The organism is Ruegeria sp. CDSC051, from assembly GCF_059610665.1.
The window spans coordinates 318,421-336,454 of sequence record NZ_JBXWOC010000003.1 but is presented as its reverse complement, the minus strand read 5'-3'; the positions used below and the strand labels follow the sequence as shown (position 1 = coordinate 336,454).

20 protein-coding genes and 1 tRNA gene are annotated in these 18,034 nt (G+C 56.6%); 9 read left to right on the top strand and 12 right to left on the bottom strand.

Annotated features, from left to right (window positions below):
* Positions 1-67: 67 nt before the first annotated feature.
* The 4 genes from AC2FH0_RS09875 (at position 68) to rplT (ending at position 2,827) form a co-directional block, all read left to right on the top strand.
* Positions 68-505, top strand: a complete 438-nt coding sequence (locus AC2FH0_RS09875; RefSeq protein ID WP_142637907.1) for a universal stress protein — start codon at positions 68-70, stop codon at positions 503-505.
* Between the two features lie 13 nt (positions 506-518).
* Positions 519-2,066, top strand: coding sequence for an alanine/glycine:cation symporter family protein (locus tag AC2FH0_RS09870; protein WP_496708861.1), 1,548 nt, complete (start codon positions 519-521; stop codon positions 2,064-2,066).
* 180 nt (positions 2,067-2,246) lie between these two features.
* Positions 2,247-2,447 (top strand): 50S ribosomal protein L35, encoded by a 201-nt coding sequence (gene rpmI / locus AC2FH0_RS09865; RefSeq protein WP_010443552.1) that lies wholly within the window; start codon positions 2,247-2,249, stop codon positions 2,445-2,447.
* 14 nt (positions 2,448-2,461) lie between these two features.
* On the top strand, positions 2,462-2,827 hold the full coding sequence (gene rplT, locus AC2FH0_RS09860) for a 50S ribosomal protein L20 (RefSeq protein WP_142637903.1): 366 nt from the start codon (positions 2,462-2,464) through the stop codon (positions 2,825-2,827).
* A 138-nt stretch (positions 2,828-2,965) separates the two neighbouring features.
* On the opposite strand, the gene AC2FH0_RS09855 is transcribed toward rplT, so the two are convergent.
* The 4 genes from AC2FH0_RS09855 to dgcN form a co-directional block, all read right to left on the bottom strand.
* Positions 2,966-3,712, bottom strand: coding sequence for a methyltransferase domain-containing protein (locus AC2FH0_RS09855; RefSeq protein WP_281973127.1), 747 nt, complete (start codon positions 3,710-3,712; stop codon positions 2,966-2,968).
* Positions 3,713-4,215: 503 nt separating this feature from the next.
* Positions 4,216-5,076, bottom strand: coding sequence for a D-amino-acid transaminase (locus tag AC2FH0_RS09850; RefSeq protein ID WP_282022056.1), 861 nt, complete (start codon positions 5,074-5,076; stop codon positions 4,216-4,218).
* Positions 5,077-5,086: 10 nt separating this feature from the next.
* Positions 5,087-6,052, bottom strand: a complete 966-nt coding sequence (gene dgcA, locus AC2FH0_RS09845; RefSeq protein WP_496789223.1) for an N-acetyl-D-Glu racemase DgcA — start codon at positions 6,050-6,052, stop codon at positions 5,087-5,089.
* 70 nt (positions 6,053-6,122) lie between these two features.
* Positions 6,123-7,124, bottom strand: coding sequence for an N-acetyltransferase DgcN (gene dgcN / locus AC2FH0_RS09840; protein WP_496708863.1), 1,002 nt, complete (start codon positions 7,122-7,124; stop codon positions 6,123-6,125).
* 295 nt (positions 7,125-7,419) lie between these two features.
* On the opposite strand from dgcN, the gene AC2FH0_RS09835 reads away from it, so the two are divergent.
* On the top strand, positions 7,420-8,382 hold the full coding sequence (locus tag AC2FH0_RS09835) for an L-malyl-CoA/beta-methylmalyl-CoA lyase (RefSeq protein ID WP_496702238.1): 963 nt from the start codon (positions 7,420-7,422) through the stop codon (positions 8,380-8,382).
* Positions 8,383-8,415: 33 nt separating this feature from the next.
* Here the strand turns inward: AC2FH0_RS09835 and AC2FH0_RS09830 are convergent, their stop codons facing one another.
* Together AC2FH0_RS09830 and AC2FH0_RS09825 are read right to left on the bottom strand one after the other, a co-directional pair.
* Positions 8,416-8,994 carry a PA14 domain-containing protein gene (locus AC2FH0_RS09830; protein ID WP_142637891.1) on the bottom strand — a complete coding sequence of 193 codons (579 nt, stop codon included), beginning with the start codon at positions 8,992-8,994 and terminating at the stop codon, positions 8,416-8,418.
* 117 nt (positions 8,995-9,111) lie between these two features.
* Positions 9,112-9,564, bottom strand: a complete 453-nt coding sequence (locus AC2FH0_RS09825) for an Lrp/AsnC family transcriptional regulator (protein WP_142637889.1) — start codon at positions 9,562-9,564, stop codon at positions 9,112-9,114.
* A 73-nt stretch (positions 9,565-9,637) separates the two neighbouring features.
* Here AC2FH0_RS09825 and AC2FH0_RS09820 point away from each other — a divergent pair, with 73 nt between their 5' ends.
* Positions 9,638-10,234: a LysE family translocator gene (locus tag AC2FH0_RS09820; RefSeq protein ID WP_496701198.1), complete on the top strand. Its 597-nt coding sequence runs from the start codon at positions 9,638-9,640 to the stop codon at positions 10,232-10,234.
* A 126-nt stretch (positions 10,235-10,360) separates the two neighbouring features.
* Complete coding sequence (locus tag AC2FH0_RS09815) at positions 10,361-11,323, top strand: acetyl-CoA carboxylase carboxyltransferase subunit alpha (protein WP_142637885.1); 963 nt, start codon at positions 10,361-10,363, stop codon at positions 11,321-11,323.
* Between the two features lie 6 nt (positions 11,324-11,329).
* Here the strand turns inward: AC2FH0_RS09815 and AC2FH0_RS09810 are convergent, their stop codons facing one another.
* The 3 genes from AC2FH0_RS09810 to AC2FH0_RS09800 all read right to left on the bottom strand — a co-directional run bounded on the left by AC2FH0_RS09810 (position 11,330) and on the right by AC2FH0_RS09800 (position 13,942).
* A complete protein-coding gene (locus AC2FH0_RS09810; RefSeq protein ID WP_496693023.1) occupies positions 11,330-12,457 on the bottom strand; it encodes a lytic murein transglycosylase in 1,128 nt (375 codons plus the stop codon).
* A gap of 111 nt (positions 12,458-12,568) precedes the next feature.
* Positions 12,569-13,216 carry a GntR family transcriptional regulator gene (locus AC2FH0_RS09805; protein ID WP_496708864.1) on the bottom strand — a complete coding sequence of 216 codons (648 nt, stop codon included), beginning with the start codon at positions 13,214-13,216 and terminating at the stop codon, positions 12,569-12,571.
* 30 nt (positions 13,217-13,246) lie between these two features.
* Positions 13,247-13,942, bottom strand: coding sequence for a M48 family metallopeptidase (locus tag AC2FH0_RS09800; protein WP_496789222.1), 696 nt, complete (start codon positions 13,940-13,942; stop codon positions 13,247-13,249).
* A 100-nt stretch (positions 13,943-14,042) separates the two neighbouring features.
* Between AC2FH0_RS09800 and AC2FH0_RS09795 the strand changes: the two genes are divergently transcribed.
* Entirely contained in the window at positions 14,043-14,369 is a 327-nt protein-coding gene (locus tag AC2FH0_RS09795; RefSeq protein WP_496693020.1) for a TIGR02300 family protein, read from the top strand.
* A 141-nt stretch (positions 14,370-14,510) separates the two neighbouring features.
* Positions 14,511-14,586 (top strand) — tRNA-Ala (locus AC2FH0_RS09790).
* 4 nt (positions 14,587-14,590) lie between these two features.
* Here the strand turns inward: AC2FH0_RS09790 and AC2FH0_RS09785 are convergent.
* From AC2FH0_RS09785 to AC2FH0_RS09775, 3 genes are all read right to left on the bottom strand, one after another.
* Positions 14,591-14,968 carry a hypothetical protein gene (locus AC2FH0_RS09785; protein ID WP_496789220.1) on the bottom strand — a complete coding sequence of 126 codons (378 nt, stop codon included), beginning with the start codon at positions 14,966-14,968 and terminating at the stop codon, positions 14,591-14,593.
* Between the two features lie 184 nt (positions 14,969-15,152).
* Positions 15,153-16,526 carry an aspartate aminotransferase family protein gene (locus AC2FH0_RS09780; RefSeq protein WP_496789219.1) on the bottom strand — a complete coding sequence of 458 codons (1,374 nt, stop codon included), beginning with the start codon at positions 16,524-16,526 and terminating at the stop codon, positions 15,153-15,155.
* An 11-nt stretch (positions 16,527-16,537) separates the two neighbouring features.
* The gene (locus tag AC2FH0_RS09775) at positions 16,538-18,013 is read right to left on the bottom strand and encodes an NAD-dependent succinate-semialdehyde dehydrogenase (RefSeq protein ID WP_496789218.1); all 1,476 of its coding nucleotides are present in this window, start codon (positions 18,011-18,013) and stop codon (positions 16,538-16,540) included.
* Positions 18,014-18,034 lie beyond the last annotated feature (21 nt).

The window sequence follows — 18,034 nt, the reverse complement described above, 5'->3', positions numbered from 1 at the left end:
TCCAAGTTCCGGCTGCCCTGCCGGGGGCACGGGCCCCGGTCAAATGAACAATAAATGGAGGAACGAGATGACAACAAAAATTGTCATAGGACTGGACGGGACAGAATCCGGAGAACGTGCCATCGCTTTCGCCAAAGATTTGGCTGAAAGAATTGGTTCATGCGAGCTTCTGGTTGCATATGTCATTGAATGGTCGCCCTACACTTTTCAGACACCTGAAGAAAACGCAAAGCGGCACATGCGGCGTGAGGAGGAGATTGAACTAGCAACGACACGGGTGGTGGCACCCGCCGTCGACGCCCTGAAGGCCGCGGGCTTCGCCGCGACCGGAGTGGTGCGCCACGGAGATGTAGCTGAAACGCTGAATGCCATCACGGTAGACAGCAAGGCCGTACAGATTGTCGTTGGACGCTCGTCCGCGGATGGCCTCAAAAAGCGTATCTTCGGCAGCTCTACGCAAAACCTTGTAATGCATGCCGATGTACCGGTCACGGTCGTGAATTGAGGGAGGCACAGGAATGAAAACACTATCTCAACTGGGATTGGCAGTCGCCACCCTGATGGCCAGCCCCGTCGCCGCGCAAGAGGCGCCCGGGTTGGACGAAAAGATCAATCAGGCTTTTGCTGATATCACTGGGCCATTCGTTAGCTTCATATTCGCACCAATTCCCGGGACAGGATTTCCCTGGATCGTGATGTGGTTGGTTATCGCGGCGTCGGTCTTTACTCTGTACTTTGCTTTTGTGCAGATGCGCTTTTTCGGCCACGCGATAAGTCTGGTCAAAGGCGACTATTCCGATCCCAACGATGCGGGTGAGGTTAGCCACTTTCAGGCATTGGCCACTGCCCTGTCGGGCACGGTCGGGCTTGGCAATATCGCAGGCGTTGCCGTTGCTGTTGGCATTGGTGGCCCCGGGGCGACCTTCTGGATGATCCTGGCTGGTCTTCTGGGCATGGCGTCAAAATTCACCGAATGTACACTTGGCGTCAAGTATCGCAACGAATACGAAGACGGCAGCGTCTCGGGCGGCCCGATGTACTATATGTCCAAGGGTTTTGACGAGCTTGGCCTACCCGGAGGTAAGATCCTGGCGGTTGTGTTCTCGATCTTCTGTATTCTTGGAGCGCTGGGCGGGGGCAACATGTTCCAGGCCAATCAGGCGCATCAGCAGATTGCAGGCATCGTCGGGAATTACCCGGGTTGGATCACCGGTGTGGTCTTTGCGGTTGTCGTGTTCATGGTGATCGTCGGTGGACTTAAATCCATCGCGCGAGTGACTGAAAAAGTTGTGCCCTTTATGGGCGTGATGTATGTCGCGGCGGCTCTGGTCATCATCGTCATGAATGCGGATATGATCGGTTGGGCCTTTGGTCAGATCTTTGCCGGTGCGTTTACCGGTCTTGGTGTGGCCGGCGGCATGGTCGGTGCTCTGATCCAGGGCTTCAAACGGGCCGCGTTCTCGAACGAGGCCGGCGTTGGGTCTGCTGCGATTGCCCACTCGGCGGTGCGCACAAAGGAGCCGATCACAGAAGGCTTTGTTTCGCTGCTTGAGCCGTTCATCGATACGGTCGTGATCTGTACCATGACTGCGCTGGTGATCATCATTACTCAGCAGTTGATCATCGACCCCGAGACCGGCAACTATATGTTGAACGAAGCAGGAAGCGCTATTGCGACCGTTGACGGCAACTCAGGCGTCAGCCTGACCTCTGCCGCCTTTGGCAGCGCGTTCAGCTGGTTCCCCTATGTTCTGGCGATTGCGGTGATCCTGTTTGCTTTCTCGACTATGATCAGCTGGTCCTACTATGGCCTCAAGGCCTGGACCTATCTGTTCGGTGAGGGGCACACCAAAGAGCTGGTGTTCAAGATCATCTTCTGCGTCTTCGTGGTGATCGGTGCTGCGGCCAACCTCGGCCCGGTTATCGACTTCTCGGATGCGGCGATCTTTGCGATGGCGGTTGTGAACGTCTTTGCGCTCTACTTCCTGATGAAGATCGTTCGTCAGGAACTGGCATCGTATAGTGAAAGACTGAAAAGCGGTGAGATCCGCAAATACGGTCACTAAATAGACCACCGGGGCGGCCTGCGTCGCCCCGGTGCCTGACTGGGCTGCTAAAATTGCAGATTCAGCCAAAACCCCCTTGCCAGTATGGTCGAACTTGCGTAAACGGCGCTTCTGATCGCGTGACCGGCCGAGATGGCATGCCGAGTCGCGTTTCGAACCGAACCCCGAAAGGAGACGGAAATGCCTAAGATGAAGACAAAGTCGAGCGCCAAAAAGCGCTTTAAGGTGACTGCGACCGGTAAGGTCCTTGCTGGCCAGGCCGGCAAACGTCACGGCATGATCAAGCGGACCAAGAAATTCATCCGCGATGCTCGTGGCAACACCACCCTGTCCGCCCCCGACGCCAAAATCGTCAAGGGCTATATGCCCTACGATCGATAAGAGGAGATTAAGACATGTCCCGCGTTAAAGGTGGAACCGTAACTCACGCCCGTCACAAGAAGGTTATCAAGGCCGCCAAAGGTTACTATGGCCGCCGCAAAAGCACCTTCAAGGTTGCCCGTCAGGCCGTAGACAAGGCCAACCAATATGCAACCCGTGACCGTAAGAACCGCAAGCGTAACTTCCGCGCGCTGTGGATCCAGCGGATCAACGCTGCTGTACGTTCGCATGACGAAGCCCTGACATATTCCCGCTTCATCAACGGCCTGAACCTGGCCGGTATTGAAGTGGACCGTAAAGTTCTGGCCGATCTGGCCGTGCACGAACCGGAAGCGTTCGGCGCGATCGTCGCCCAGGCTCAGGCTGCTCTGACCGCCTGATCCTCTGTAAAGAGACAGTGAATAAAGGGCCGTTCCGTTTGGGGCGGCCTTTTTTGTTACTGGTAACTGGTAGGGTCCGCTTTGAACCAAGAAGGCCGGATGCTGTGCAATGTCTGTCTGCTCGATTACTGAGAACGGTCAAACGATCTTGGGTTTATTCGCGATTTGGCTCACATAGGACATAAAACCAAAAAACATCTTGGCAGATACTCTGCGTTTCGCTTCTGATTTCAAAGCCTCTGCAGTTTCGGAAAATAACAGACCCTCTTCCACCATGCGGTCTGCTCCGCGTTCAATTACGGTGAGAAAATAGGTCGCTTCCCCTTCTGCCACATATCCATGACCTTTCCGAGCCCCAAGTTGAAATCCGGCATCGACCAGGATGCCTGAAATCTGACGCATTATCCAAAGATTAGTGACATTTTGATTGATCATGAATTTGATGAGTTGATCGAGCGGATCAAAGTCCGCGATCTGCGCAGTTGCGGTACTGTAGTCGCCATCACAAATTGCCAGCACACCTCCGGGCTTCAAAAGGCGGAAGGCCTCTTGAACAACGTCTTCAGGTCCAGGGACGTGGCACAACAACGTGTGCATTAACACAAGGTCAAAGGTCTCGCTTTCAAAACCTGTGTTTTTGGCATCCCCGATATCAAAGCTAAGTCGATCATCATCCCCAAAGCTCTTCTGGGCCCGTGCGACCATGACGGGCGAGGGTTCAATTCCATGAGCCGTTGCGGCTCCTGCAAGCTCCAACAAATCTCGGGTAACGTGTCCTGTTCCTGAACCAAGCTCCAGCGCCCGTGCACCTTTGGGGAGCCTCAGGTTTTCCATGTAGGCTTTGCGAATTGCAATCTGCGCAGGCTCTAAACAGCGCACTTCCATTGCTGTTGCGATCCGCTCTTGAAGGGCGGTGTCTTGCGCGCCGAGGTCAGAGTATGGATCGGCCATAAGTTAACTCATTTGAAATGGACCACAGGAGGACATGATAGACCAACATTTTCATCGGCGCCAATAGCGGCCATTGAGGCCCATTAGTCGTGTGACGGGGCATCTCCGGCCCTCTGTCCCCTAGCTACACCAGCAACACGTAGGGGCTTCGCCATCATCATGTGTGAAGTTGGCTCCTGAAAACCGCAACTCAGCGCGTAATATGCCGCCTGGTTTCGGCCATACCAATACCCTTTGTCAGGCTGAGTATGCCTATTCTCAAAGCGGCCTGTCAGGATGCAGGATCACCAACTATCGTGTTCAGATCGCGCTCAGAGATTTTGGTGCCGCACCCTCTTTGCGCCGTTCATCCCGACCAAGACCTGCACGCGGCACCAAATGTTGTCAAATTCGTTGCGACCACCCCATGCCACACAAACGCCCAGCATGGGATTTCTTTAGAGTGCTGCCTTGCGGCTTTCGTCCAGATAAATCTCGCGCAGACGTTTGGCTAAGGGTCCCGGCGTGCCGTCGCCCAGCGCTGTGCCGTCAATTTCAACCACAGGCATGACAAAAGCACTGGCAGAGGTGGTGAACGCCTCATCAGCCTCCTTGGCCTCGTCGATAGTGAACAGGCGTTCTTCGACAACCATCTGCGCTTCAGCTGCCATTCGCAGAACGGCCTTGCGGGTGATGCCGTGCAGGATGTCGCTCGACAACGGCCGGGTGACAATCTTGTTGCCTTTGACAAAATACGCGTTGTTGCTGGTGCCCTCGGTCACATAACCGCCTTCGACCATCCAGGCATCATCACAGCCCGCGGCCTTGGCCATCATCTTGCCCAGCGAGGGATAGAGCAGCTGTGTCGTCTTGATGTCGCGCCGGCCCCAACGGATATCCTCGATCGAGATGACCTTGGCACCTTTCCGGGCAGCAGGGCTGTCTGCCAGACCCGGCTTGTTTTGGGTGAACAAAACCAGTGTGGGTTTGGTATCAGCCGCAGGAAATGCAAAATCCCGGTCGCCGTCGCTGCCGCGCGTGACCTGAAGATAGACCAGCCCCTCTTCAATGCCGTTCAACTCAACCAGCTTGCGGTGGATCTCCAGCAGCTCGTCCTTCGAGCAGGGTTCAGCCATCTGCAATTCGTCCAGCGAGCGCTTGAGGCGGACCGCGTGGCCTTCGAAGTCGATCAGCTTGCCGTCCAGAACGCTGGTCACCTCATACACGGCATCGGCCATCAGGAAGCCACGATCAAAGATCGACACTGTGGCTTCGGTTTCGGGCAGGTAGTCGCCATTCACATAAACGGTGCGGGTCATGTCAATCTCCTTAGCCCCAGAGCGCCGCCAATGGCGGGTACACTCCGGCATCATCAAAAGTCAGCGGGTTGTCGCGGTCTTCGGCCAACAGAAGTGGTCCGTCAAGGTCCGTTACCATCGCACCCTGCGCCAGCAATGTCGCAGGGGCCATCGCCAAAGAGCTGCCGACCATACAGCCGACCATGATGTCATAGCCTTCAGCAATCGCCGCTTTGCGCAGCTCTAGCGCTTCGGTCAGACCTCCGGTCTTGTCGAGCTTGATGTTGATCACATCATATTTGCCCTTCAGTTTGGGCAGGCTGGCACGATCATGGCAGGATTCGTCGGCGCATACGGGAACCGGGCGCTCCATCCCGATCAGCGCGTCATCGTCACCGGCGGGCAGAGGTTGCTCGACCAAGGCCACACCCAGGCGCACAAGATGTGGCGCAAGATCGGTGTAAACGGTGGCGGACCAACCTTCATTTGCGTCCACGATGATCGTCGCATCCGGTGCGCCTGCGCGAACGGCTTCAAGTCGGGGCATGTCATCCGGCGTGCCCAGTTTGATCTTTAAAAGCGGGCGATGTGCATTCGCAGCCGCCTGCGCCTGCATCACCTCGGCGGTGTCCAACGACAATGTATAGGCCGTGATTTCGGGGCCAGGCTGAGGCAGCCCAGCCAGATTCCAGACGCGTTTACCGGAACGCTTGGCCTCAAGATCCCACAGCGCACAATCTACGGCATTCCGTGCAGCGCCCGCAGGCAATAAGTCCATCAGTTGCACTCGGTCGAAACTGTCGGGCAATCCGGCAATTTCAGCCTCGACCGAATCCAGTGTTTCACCATAACGCGCATAGGGCACACATTCGCCCCAGCCCTGATACTGGCCGTCAGAAATGCGTACAGTCAGAACCTTGGCCTCGGTCCGTGACCCACGTGAAATCGTAAAGACCTGAGCCAGCCTGAACACATCGCGAGAGACGTCAATTTGCATAACATACCTTTTCCTGGCAGAGCCGCCCGGATTTTCCAATTTAGATCCGGGCCGGCGGGACCAGACCGCTTTATACTGCTGCCAGCGCGTCGACCAGCTTGCCTGCACCAAAACGGAACGGGTCCGTCGCGGGCAGCCCCATGTCAGCTTCGACCTGTGCCAGATAGGCGGATGCGTCTGCTTCGCTCATATGCTGCGTGTTGACCGAAACACCGATGACCTGACACTCAGGATTGGCAACCTTGGCCAGCGCCAGCGACGTGTCCCGCAGAGCCTGCAAAGATGGCAAACTATAGGTCGGCAGACCGCGCATATGCTCGCGGGTGGGTTCATGGGACAGGATCAACGCGTCCGGTTGACCGCCATGGATCAACGCCATTGTCACACCGGAATATGACACATGAAACAGTGACCCTTGCCCTTCGATCAAATCCCAGTGGTCGTCATCATTGTCGGGTGTCAGCCATTCGACCGATCCCGCCATGAAATCTGCGATCACCGCGTCCAGCGGTACACCGTCACCGGTGATCAGAATGCCAGTCTGGCCAGTAGCTCGGAAGGTCGACTTCATGCCACGCTTGCGCATCTCGGCATCCATGGCCATCGCGGTGTACATCTTGCCAACCGAACAATCGGTGCCCACGGCAAGACAGCGCTTACCTTTACGTTTGATTCCGTTGGCGATTGGATAGTCGACCGACGGAACCCGCACATCATGCAGCTTGCGGCCTGTTGCTTCGGCGACTGCGACTAGATCGGGTTCATCACACAAAAGGTTGTGCAGGCCCGAGGCCAGGTCGAAACCTTCCTCCAACGCCATGACCAGCACCTTTTTCCATTCCTGACTGATCACACCGCCACGATTGGCCACGCCAATGACCAAAGTCTTGGCCCCGGCCTCTTTGGCCTTAGCCAGGGACATGTCGGTCAGGCCCAGATCGGCTTTACAACCCTCCATCCGGTATTGACCCACGGCGTTTTCCGGACGCCAGTCCTTGATTCCAACGGCAACCTTGGCCGCCAGCTGGTCGGGCGCATCGCCCAAAAACAACAGATACGGTGTCTCGATCATTGCGGTGCACTCCTTTGATTCTGGCGCAGGCTATGGGACGGGCAAGGCGAGTGTTTCTCGATTTCGCCCAGCATCGCTGGATCCCGCAGGAAAATTTCGCGCAAATATCGTAGCTTGCGCAAAATTCTTTCAAGTTTTTAAAGCGATTAAACTTTAATCACCAGAGACACGGCGCATTGCGGCGAATGCTGCGACTGCATTGCCGCAGATGCACAAACGTGCTTGCGGAGACCTGCGCAATTTAATACCCCATAAGGCAACAAAATCGCAATTTCCTTTCCTGCACGAGGTCCAGATGAGCTTTCGCATTCAACCCGCCGCCCCCGCGCGCCCTAACCGTTGTCAGTTGTTCGGCCCCGGGTCGAACACCAAGCTGTTCCCCAAGATGGCGGCCTCTGCGGCGGATGTGATCAATCTTGACCTTGAGGATTCGGTTGCACCATCTGACAAGGACACAGCGCGTGCCAATGTCATCGAGGCGCTGAACACCCTCGATTGGAGCACTAAATACATGTCCGTACGAATCAACGGGCTGGATACGCCTTACTGGTACCGCGATGTCGTGGATGTGATGGAGCAGGCCGGAGATCGACTGGACCAGATCATGATCCCCAAGGTCGGTTGTGCGGCGGATGTCTATGCGGTGGACGCGCTGGTCACCGCCATCGAACGCGCAAAAGGCCGTACCAAACCGATCAGCTTTGAGGTCATCATCGAATCCGCAGCTGGCCTCGCCCATGTCGAAGAAATCGCTGCCTCGTCCCCCCGGATGCAAGCCATGAGCCTTGGGGCCGCCGACTTTGCGGCCTCGATGGGCATGCAGACAACTGGCATCGGCGGCACGCAGGAAAATTATTACATGCTGCGCGAAGGTGAAAAACACTGGTCCGACCCGTGGCACTGGGCGCAGGCCGCCATCGTTGCCGCCTGCCGCACCCATGGCGTGCTGCCGGTGGATGGACCGTTCGGCGATTTCAGCGATGACGAAGGCTATATCGCGCAGGCCAAACGTTCTGCCACTTTGGGCATGGTCGGCAAATGGGCAATCCACCCCAAACAGATCGCGCTGGCCAACCAGGTCTTCACCCCCTCGGACGAGGCGGTGTCAGAGGCCCGCGAAATCTTGGCCGCCATGGAGCAAGCCAAGGCCAATGGCGAAGGTGCGACGGTCTACAAAGGGCGTCTGGTCGATATCGCCTCGATCAAACAGGCCGAGGTGATCGTGGCCCAGGCCGAATTGATCGCTGCCAATAGCTAAAAGTAGAAAGGCGCCTCACCGGGCGCCTTTTTCTTACCGTCCGAAGACATCATTGGGTGTCCAGGTGAACCTTTCGCCCTTTTTCCCAGATTTCATCATCAGACAGGATGTTCCGAGCTTCTGGAAATAGATGATCTTGAGCGCGTACCACCCGGCTTTGGGCACATCGACTTCGGTCCGCTGATTGGCCTCGCAGCCCTGAATGCCCGAGACTTGTCCAATGTTCTGGCCTCCGACGAATGCCTCTATCCCGTCATTTGACCACGTTTCCAACTCGTAGATTCCAGCAGAGTCGAACCGCATATACCCCGTAATCTCGGCGGCGACATTGTAAGCGCCGTCAAACGTCATGACGTCCTGACCCTTACTGGTGTCCCTGTAATCCAAGCCCCGCAACGGTTGTCCGGGCTGCGCTTTAGACAGCATGCTTTTTGCATGGCTCAGATCTCGGATCTTCTTGTGTTGATTGCCAGTGCCAAAGTAATTCACATTCAATCCCGCCTTGGGGCTGGGCTGTGGGTTGGCAGGTTGCAGTTTTAACGGAGCTGCAAAAGATGCACCCGCAATCATCACCAAAGTTGCGACCAGTGCTCCGGTCCGAACAAGTTTCATCGTCTTCTCCCTGAATACGACCGGTTGGGGTTGTCCCCATTTTTGGTCAATTCTTTGGCAAGACAGTAAAACGTGAATCCAACTCCGGCAAGTCGGTACAGAATCATCTTTCCAATGTCAGGCCCGCATATCCTTGGGCGAGCCCATGACAACATAGGACGTGATCGACGTGACATGGGGCAAAGTCCCCAGAACTTCGGTGTGAAAAGTTTTGTAAGACGACAGATCTGCACATTCCACGCGCAACAGGTATTCGATCGTGCCGGTGATGTTATGGCACTCCACCACTTCAGGCGCGCGCTGCAATGCACGCTCGAACCCTTCCTGAGCGGCCTTTGTATGTTCGCCCAGCCCCACGCCAATATAGGCGACAAAGCCGATGCCCAGCGCAGGTGGGTTCAATACAGCACGATAGCCCGAGATCACGCCCGCGCGCTCTAATTCCTGAACACGGCGCAAACAGGCCGAGGCTGACAGCCCGACCCGATCGGCCAATTCAAGGTTGCTTATCCGCCCATCACGCGTCAGCTCACGCAATATATGGCGATTTATTCCATCCAACTTGATCATTAATTGCAGAATTACCGCAATAGCCAGCGCAAACGCAATTTCATTTGGGCGGAATCTATCAATTATCTGCGCTATGAACCCTGAATTGCTATTTGCCCTCGTCACCTTTGCCTTCGTCTCGTCGATCACGCCGGGACCCAATAACCTGATGCTGATGGCCTCGGGCGCGAATTTCGGGTTTCGACGCACAATCCCACATATGTTCGGAATCGGGTTGGGCTTTACAGTCATGGTCCTTCTGGTCGGAACGGGGCTGGTACAGGTGTTTGATGCCTATCCGATCAGCTATACCGTGTTGAAAGCGGCTTCAGTCGCATACCTGCTGTATCTGGCATGGAAAATTGCGCATTCGGCCCCAGCCGAAGCGGGCGCCTCTGCTGGTACGCCGATGACGTTTCTACAGGCCGCCGCCTTCCAATGGGTCAACCCAAAGGCCTGGGCCATGGCCCTGACCGCAACAACCGCCTACACGCCCGACCGCACCTTGAACGCCATCGTCATTGTCGCGATTGTTTTCGGCGCAATCAATTTGCCCTCGGTCAGCACGTGGACGGTGCTTGGGCAGCAAATGGCGCGAGTACTCACGAATCCGCGCCGGTTGATGCTGTTCAACTGGGTGATGGCGGGGCTGCTAGTCGCGTCGCTCTACCCTGTTCTGTGGTCGGGGTAAGAGCGTATACAGACCTGCAACTGCTTGACGAATGCCGGCACCCTTGCCAACCCTTCAGATCTTGCTGAGTTGCATCCGACGCGACGTCAGGCCATATAGCAGAGAACTTCCGCGTTAAGAGGCGTCATGACCCAGTATTTGGAATTCGAAAAACCCTTGGCCGAGATCGAAGGAAAGGCCGAGGAACTGCGTGCACTGGCGCGCGCCAATGAAGAGATGGATGTGGCCGCAGAGGCCGCCGCTTTGGACGCCAAGGCTGAAAAGCTGTTGGACGAACTCTATGCCGATCTGACGCCATGGAGAAAATGTCAGGTCGCTCGTCACCCTGGACGTCCCCATTGCAAAGACTACGTGGAAGATCTGTTCACCGAATTCACACCTCTGGCAGGCGATCGGAATTTTGCTGACGACCTGGCCGTGATCGGCGGTCTGGCGCGGTTCAACGATCAACCTGTTATGGTGATCGGCCACGAAAAGGGCAGCGACACCAAATCGCGCATCGAACGCAATTTCGGAATGGCTCGCCCCGAAGGGTATCGCAAGGCTGTCCGACTGATGGAGATGGCAGGACGCTTTGGACTGCCGGTTATCACCTTGATCGACACGGCTGGCGCCTATCCCGGCAAAGGCGCCGAAGAGCGCGGCCAGTCCGAGGCGATTGCCCGCTCGACCGAAATGTGCCTGAAGATCGGCGTCCCGTTGGTCTCGGTCATCATCGGCGAAGGTGGATCAGGCGGTGCGGTGGCTTTTGCAACGGCAAACCGTGTCGCGATGCTGGAACATTCGGTCTATTCGGTCATTTCACCCGAAGGCTGCGCCTCGATCCTTTGGAAAGATTCAGAGAAAATGCGCGAAGCAGCCGAAGCGTTGCGGCTGACCGCGCAAGACCTGCACAAGCTGGGCGTTTGCGACCGGATCATTTCGGAACCCAAAGGCGGCGCACATCGTGATCGCGCCGCGACCGTGGACTCCGTGCGGGATGCAATTACGGCGATGCTCAAGGATCTGGACGGCAAGGATTCTGCCGCCCTGATCAGAGATCGTCGTCAAAAATTCCTCGACATCGGCTCAAAAGGGCTGGCAGCGTAACCCTCCTCAGCCCCCCAACTGCCTCAGCAGCGCAACTGAGGGCTCTCCGGTCGCGGGCAGCCCATTGGCCCGCTGGTACGCAGAAATCGCGGATGTCGTGTTTTTACCGACTACACCATCTGCGCCTTCGGTGTCGTACCCGGCGGATGTCAGGCGGCGCTGTAGCTCTTTGCGATCTTCAAGCGTCAGACCAGTCGCATCCGGTCCGAAAGAGGCCTGGAACGGCGCGCCTCCGGCAATCCGGTCTGATAGATGCCCTACCCCGATCGCGTAGCTGTCCGAGTTATTATACCGTTTGATCACCTGAAAATTGCGGAACACGGCAATGCGGGGCCCTGGTACCTGAGGTTGCAGCACGGCAACCGGCGTGCCCGAGACCGTCCCGGCCTCACCGCCCCAGGGCTGTCCACGCACCCAACCGGAACGCGCCAGATAAGCCGCCGTTGATGCCAGCGAATCCGTTGGATCGTCGGACCAGATATCGCGCCGTCCATCGCCGGTGAAATCCACAGCATAGGCCAGATAAGAGGTCGGGATGAACTGCGTGTGCCCCATGGCACCAGCCCAGCTACCTGTCATGTTGGCAGATGTCGTGTCACCGTTCTGCAGGATCTTCATCGCCGCTATCAGCTGGCTTTCAAAGAACTGCCCGCGCCGACCGTCATAGGCCAACGTCGACAGGGCCGATACAACAGGCACATCACCGCGCCGCGCACCATAGCGGCTTTCCAGCCCCCAAATCGCCACGACAACTTCTTTGTCGACGCCGTACTGCGCCTCGATCTGAGACAGCGTTCCCGCATGACGCACCAGCATTTGCTTGCCGGTCGCGATCCGTTCATCCGAGGTTGCAATCGCCAGGTAGTCTTCAAGCGACCTCTTGAACTCGACCTGATTTCGGTCCCGCTCGATCACTCCGGGCAGATATCCGGCGCCCTGGAAGGCGCGGTTAATTGTGCTTTGCGAAATCCCTTGTGCGGCCGCGCGGCTTTTGAAGCCCGCGACCCAGGCGTCCCAGCCCGCGTTCCGAACCGGTTGCATGCGCGCGGCCGGCGCCGAAGAAGGCACGCCATCCGTACAGGCAACCAACAAGCCGGAGCCCAGCCCAAGGGAAAATAACCGTCGATCAATCATGGTTGAAAACTGCTCTTATTGTGATTTCTCACAGCCTAGCGCAGAGAAATCGCCGGGGCCAGAACAGCGATACCGAACCGGGCGATTTCGGCAGCTTCGGCAACAAGCCGCTTAGCTGACCAGCATCCGCAGGCCCTGTGTAACATCCGAGCGAACCGCAAGGCGCAAACCCGGCTCATCCCCGGCCTTTAGCGCCGCAATTATCAGCTTGTGGTGATGCGGTGGTTCCGTTCGCCGCAGCCGCCCATAAAGCGCGCGCATCGTCGGCCCAAGCTGCAACCATACGGTTTCGGCAATCGCCAGCATCGCAGGGGCCTGCGCCCGCAGATACAGAGTTCGGTGAAACTCCAGATTGGTGCGAATATATCCAACGGCATCACGTTTGGTGACCATCTCGGCCACCGTCATGTTGATGCTCTGCAATCGGTCAATCAGGGCAATATGCGCACGCGGCAATGCCCGGCTGGCCAGCTCGACCTCAAGCAAGGCCCGCAGCGCAGCAAGCTCCTCGATCCGGTCATTGGTCAGCTCGGGCGTCGAGACGCGGCCCGAGGAAGACAGAAACAACGCCCCTTCAGCCGCAAGCCGACGCACCGCCTCTCGGGCCGGTGTCATTGAGACACCAAACTCTTTGCCAATTCCCCGTAAGGTCAGTGCCTGACCGGGGGCGATATCACCATGCATGATGCGGGATCGCAGGGCCCGGTACACCCGGTCATGCGTTGCGGTCTGCGTTTCCGAGGGGCGTGCGTTCAACATGTCTCTATGTGATCACAAACACCGCACAGGTCAACTCGCAGGCGTGTCAAATCTGTACTGGTGCAGCTGCGCCCCGTTGTCGCGCAGCCAGCGCCGCTGTTCTTTGTAATCTCCGAATAACCGCTCGACCTGGGCCCAAAAGGCTGGGGAATGGTTCATCTCGGCCAGATGCGCCACCTCATGTGCAGCAACATAATGCAGGACGTCTGGTGGAGCGAGAATCAGCCGCCAGGAAAACATCAACCCACCCTCAGAACTGCATGATCCCCAGCGCGATCGGGTATCCCGAATAGAGATGCTGGCATAAGCCCTACCCAACATCGCTGCGTAGTCATCACATGCGCCGGTCAGCCGGTCGCGTGCCAGTTCTTTCAAAAAGCGCGCCAAACGTCGCGCTTCAGCGCCTTCAGGTACTGAAATCTGATCCGCCTGCAACAGAACGCGTCGGCCCGTTGCCCGGACAATGCGCCGTTGGGTGCCCTCAACAGGAATATGCTGCCCAAATTGAACCACCGAGGGGTCTGGCCGATCACTCAGGTGCTGCCGAATCCAGCTTTCTTTTTGGCGGGCAAAGTTCAACGCATCGGATTCAGCAACGCCATTTGGATAGGTCAGTGTAACACGCCCGTCCAACTGGGATATACGCAGACTGATCCGCCGTGCCCACGCCGATTTGCGCAATGTCAGCGGCACCGGAGGCGATCCTGGCAGTGCGTGATCTCCCATAGGTCTGTTTCTCCTGCTCAAAGGCTTTGACAGTGCCCGCTGCTTGTGGCACCTGACCTGAATCGTCGATACGACTCACCTGATATCAAGGGGATTGGACATGCCCAAGGAAGAATGGGGTGTAAAGCGCGTTTGCCCGACCACCGGTAAACGGTTTTATGACCTGAACAAAGACCCGATCGTTAGCCCTTATACCGGCGAGATCGTGGAACTCGAAACCGGTAAAAGCCGGATGATCGCAGCAGATGCAGAAGATGCTGCATCGGCCAAGGCGCGTGAAAACGCGCCTGAGGAAGAACTGGTTCTGGATGACGACGACGAAGTCGAAGTCGATCTGGATGATGATCTGCTGGATGACGATGATGACAGCAGTGATGAAGTTCCGCTGGACGACATCACTGACATTCCAGCAGAGGACGATAGCTGATCACGGTCAGAGGCGGCCTCGCGCCGCCTCGCGCCATTTGCAATCTGGTTTCAAAATTTTAACGGCGACGCCTGTTTTTGGACTTGCGCTTAGCGCCACTGTCTCATAAACGTCCGCCCACTGCTTCTGCAGTACCTGTATGGGGCCTTAGCTCAGTTGGGAGAGCGCTTGCATGGCATGCAAGAGGTCAGGGGTTCGACTCCCCTAGGCTCCACCAAAACCTAATTCAGATAATTTGCGTCACTTAAGAATCTGAATGGAAAAGATAATTCACCGGTTCGAAGATCCGATTTGGAAGAGTAACTTCCCTTCTGAACAAATAGCATTCTAAGCAGAGCTCTCTTGCCCCTATAGTCGCTTTTTTTCCATACTTTCCAAGATTTTGACAGAATTTCGGCGACCGGTTCGAACATCTCTTCAAAATTCCTTTGCGGAACTTCGAAATTTTCCAACTTCCGCTTGAGCTCTTCCTGCTTCATCGTCTGTCTGGCTACAGGAATGGCAACCCACACGTTGCGGACTTTTCCGCCGCTCCACCCATGATTGACAATATCTGGTCTGTAGCACATTGCGACAATAGTGACGTGTGCTTGTTTCAAGTTTCAATCCTGGCCGCTTTGATCGGATTGGGCCGTATAGTAAGGAATCTTGGAATTGCGGCCTGATCCAGGCAATATTGCCAAATCAAAGCGGTCTCAATCGAGTGCTGCGCCCACCCCAGAGTTTGATGCGGTAATGTTTACCGCTGTCAACTCAGCCAAGGATGGACGAGACAGACATCCCCTAGCCCAATACTGCTGTAACCGCGCGCAGAGTTGCCGCGACGACGGTATCAGCTTCTTCACGACTCAGGCAAAACGGTGGCGCGAAGCCCAAGATGTCGCCTTGCGGCATAGCGCGTGCGATGACCTTATCCTGTGCCAAAAGAGCGGCTGAGACTTGCGGGCCGATCTTGTCCGCGGTGTCAAAGAAGGTGCGGCTATCTTTATCCTTCACGAACTCGACCGCGCACAACATTCCTTCGCCGCGCACATCGCCAACATTGGCGTGTGCTGACAGTGCATCCTTCATCGACTGCTTCAGATAAGCGCCGACTTTGCCTGCGTTTTCGATCAGGTTCAGATCATCAATCAGTTTGAGGTTTGCCACACCGGCCGCGGCCCCGATCGGGTGTGCCGAATAGGTCCAGCCGTGGCCGATGGCGCCGTTTTCATCCGTGCCCTGTTCCAGCACCTTCCAAACTTTTTCCGAAACAATCGAACCTGACAGCGGTGCGTAGGCCGAGGTGAGGCCTTTGGCGATGGTGATGATATCGGATTCCAAGCCGTAATGCTCAGAGCCGAACATGCTGCCCAGGCGGCCAAACCCGGTCACAACTTCATCGGCAACCAACAGGATGTCATGCTTGCGCAATACGGTCTGGATGGCGGCCCAGTAGCCTTCGGGCGGGGGCACGATACCGCCGGTTCCCAACACCGGCTCGCCAATAAACGCGGCGATTGTATCAGCGCCTTCACGTTCAATCAGCGCCTCCAGTTCAGTAACGCAATGCGCGACGAATTCGGCTTCGCTTTGGTCCAGATTATCGCGGCGGAAATAATAGGGCGCTTCGGTATGAACCACCTGCGTGAGCGGCAGATCGAACTTTTTGTGGAATAGTTCCAGCCCAGTCAGCGACCCGGTGACAAGGCCCGAGCCATGATACCCGCGCCAGCGCGAGATGATCTTTTTCTTTTCGGGGCGACCCAGGATATTGTTGTAATACCATATTAATTTGACGTTGGTCTCATTTGCATCTGAACCGCCCAGGCCGAAATAGACCTTGGACATGTTCGAAGGCGCGCGATCAAGGATCATCTTGGACAGAGTGATGGAGGCTTCTGTGCCATGGCCTACGTAGGAATGATAATAGGCCAACTCGCGGGCTTGATCCGCAATCGCTTCGGCAATTTCCTGACGGCCATAGCCCACATTCACGCAATAAAGTCCTGCAAAGGCGTCCAGCAATTTGGTACCATCACGGTCTTCGATATGGACCCCGCTTGCGGTTTTGATCACTCGGGTCGCTGTTTCGCCCCGCGCGTGCTGGGCCAGATGAGTGGAGGGATGGAAAAAGTTCTCGCGGTCCCATTGGTCAAGTTGATCGTTCTTCAGCATCTTTTCACTCCTCATGCCCAGTCGCGGCAGACATATTTGATTTCGGTAAACTCTTCCATTCCCCGTCTTGCCCCTTCACGGCCCAGACCGGATTGTTTGGTGCCGCCAAAGGGGATCGGCGCGCCGGTGACCTTGGTGCGATTCACCGCCACCATGCCAAATTGCAATGCACGAGATACGCGGTAAATACGGCGTGGGTCATGGCTGTGCAGATACGCAACCAGACCGTATTCGGTGTCATTGGCCCGGGCGATCACCTCTTCTTCGGTATCAAAGGGCGCAATGGCCGCCACAGGGCCAAATGTTTCCTCTGACATAAGCACGGCATCGGCGGGCACGTCGGTCAGAACCGTGGGCTGATAAAACAGCGGGCCGAGAGGATCCCTTGCACCTCCGCACGCCAGTTTGGCCCCCTTGGCCAGCGCATCGGCGACATGTTCTTCCTGCTTTTGAACCGCCTTTTCATTCATCAGAGGGCCGATATCGGGGTCGTCCATACCGATGCCAAGGGACAGCCTGCGGGTCGCTTCGGCGAACTGCGAGCAGAATGCGTCGTAAATTGAGCGCTCCACAAATATCCGATTGGCGCCAAGACAGTCCTGCCCGGATGTGGCGAATTTGGCCTTGATCGTTTCAGAAACCGCAATTTCAAGATCGGCCCCTTTGAACACAATCACCGGTGCATGCCCGCCTAGTTCCATTACAAGTTTTTTCACTGTGTCGGCGGACTGACGGTAAAGTAACCGTCCGATTTCGGTGGAGCCTGTGAACGAGAGTGCCCGAACACGGGTGTCTTTCGTCCAAGGTTCGACCACGGTCGAGGCCTGGCCGGTGACCACGTTGAACACGCCCGCCGGAATACCCGCCTTTTCCGCCAGTTCAGCCAACGCGAGGGCCGAAAACGGGGTTTCACCTGAGGGGTGAGCCACAACCGTACATCCCACTGCCATGGCTGCTGCTGCTTTGCGGGTCAGCATGGCAGCAGGGAAATTCCACGGTGTGATCATTGCCACCACCCCGACCGGCTCTAGCCAAACCTCGACCTCGGCATCGGGCAGATGGCTGGTGACGCCTTCAATATTGGGTCGCTTGGCCTCTTCGGCGTAGAATTCTACAAAAGACGCAGCATAATCAATTTCACCGCGCGCCTCGGACAGGGGCTTGCCCTGTTCCAGTACCATGATCCGTGCCAGATCTTCTTTGTGGTGCAGCATCAGGTCGAACCAACGGCGCAGAATGGCGGATCGGTCTTGTGGCAAGAGGCCCGACCAGGTCGGAAAGGCAGCTTGTGCCGCATCCACGGCGGCAGAGGATTCCTCTGCCGAAAGGCTGGCGGCCTCACCGATAACATCGCCAGTTGCCGGATCGGTGACGCGGATGGTGTAACCCGACGAAGCTGCACACCATTTACCATTCACATAGGAAAAACTGCGCGCCAAAGATTTGTCAGCAATATCATCGCGCGCAGAAAGTGCAGTGTCTTTCATGGATACCTCTCCCTCGATGCC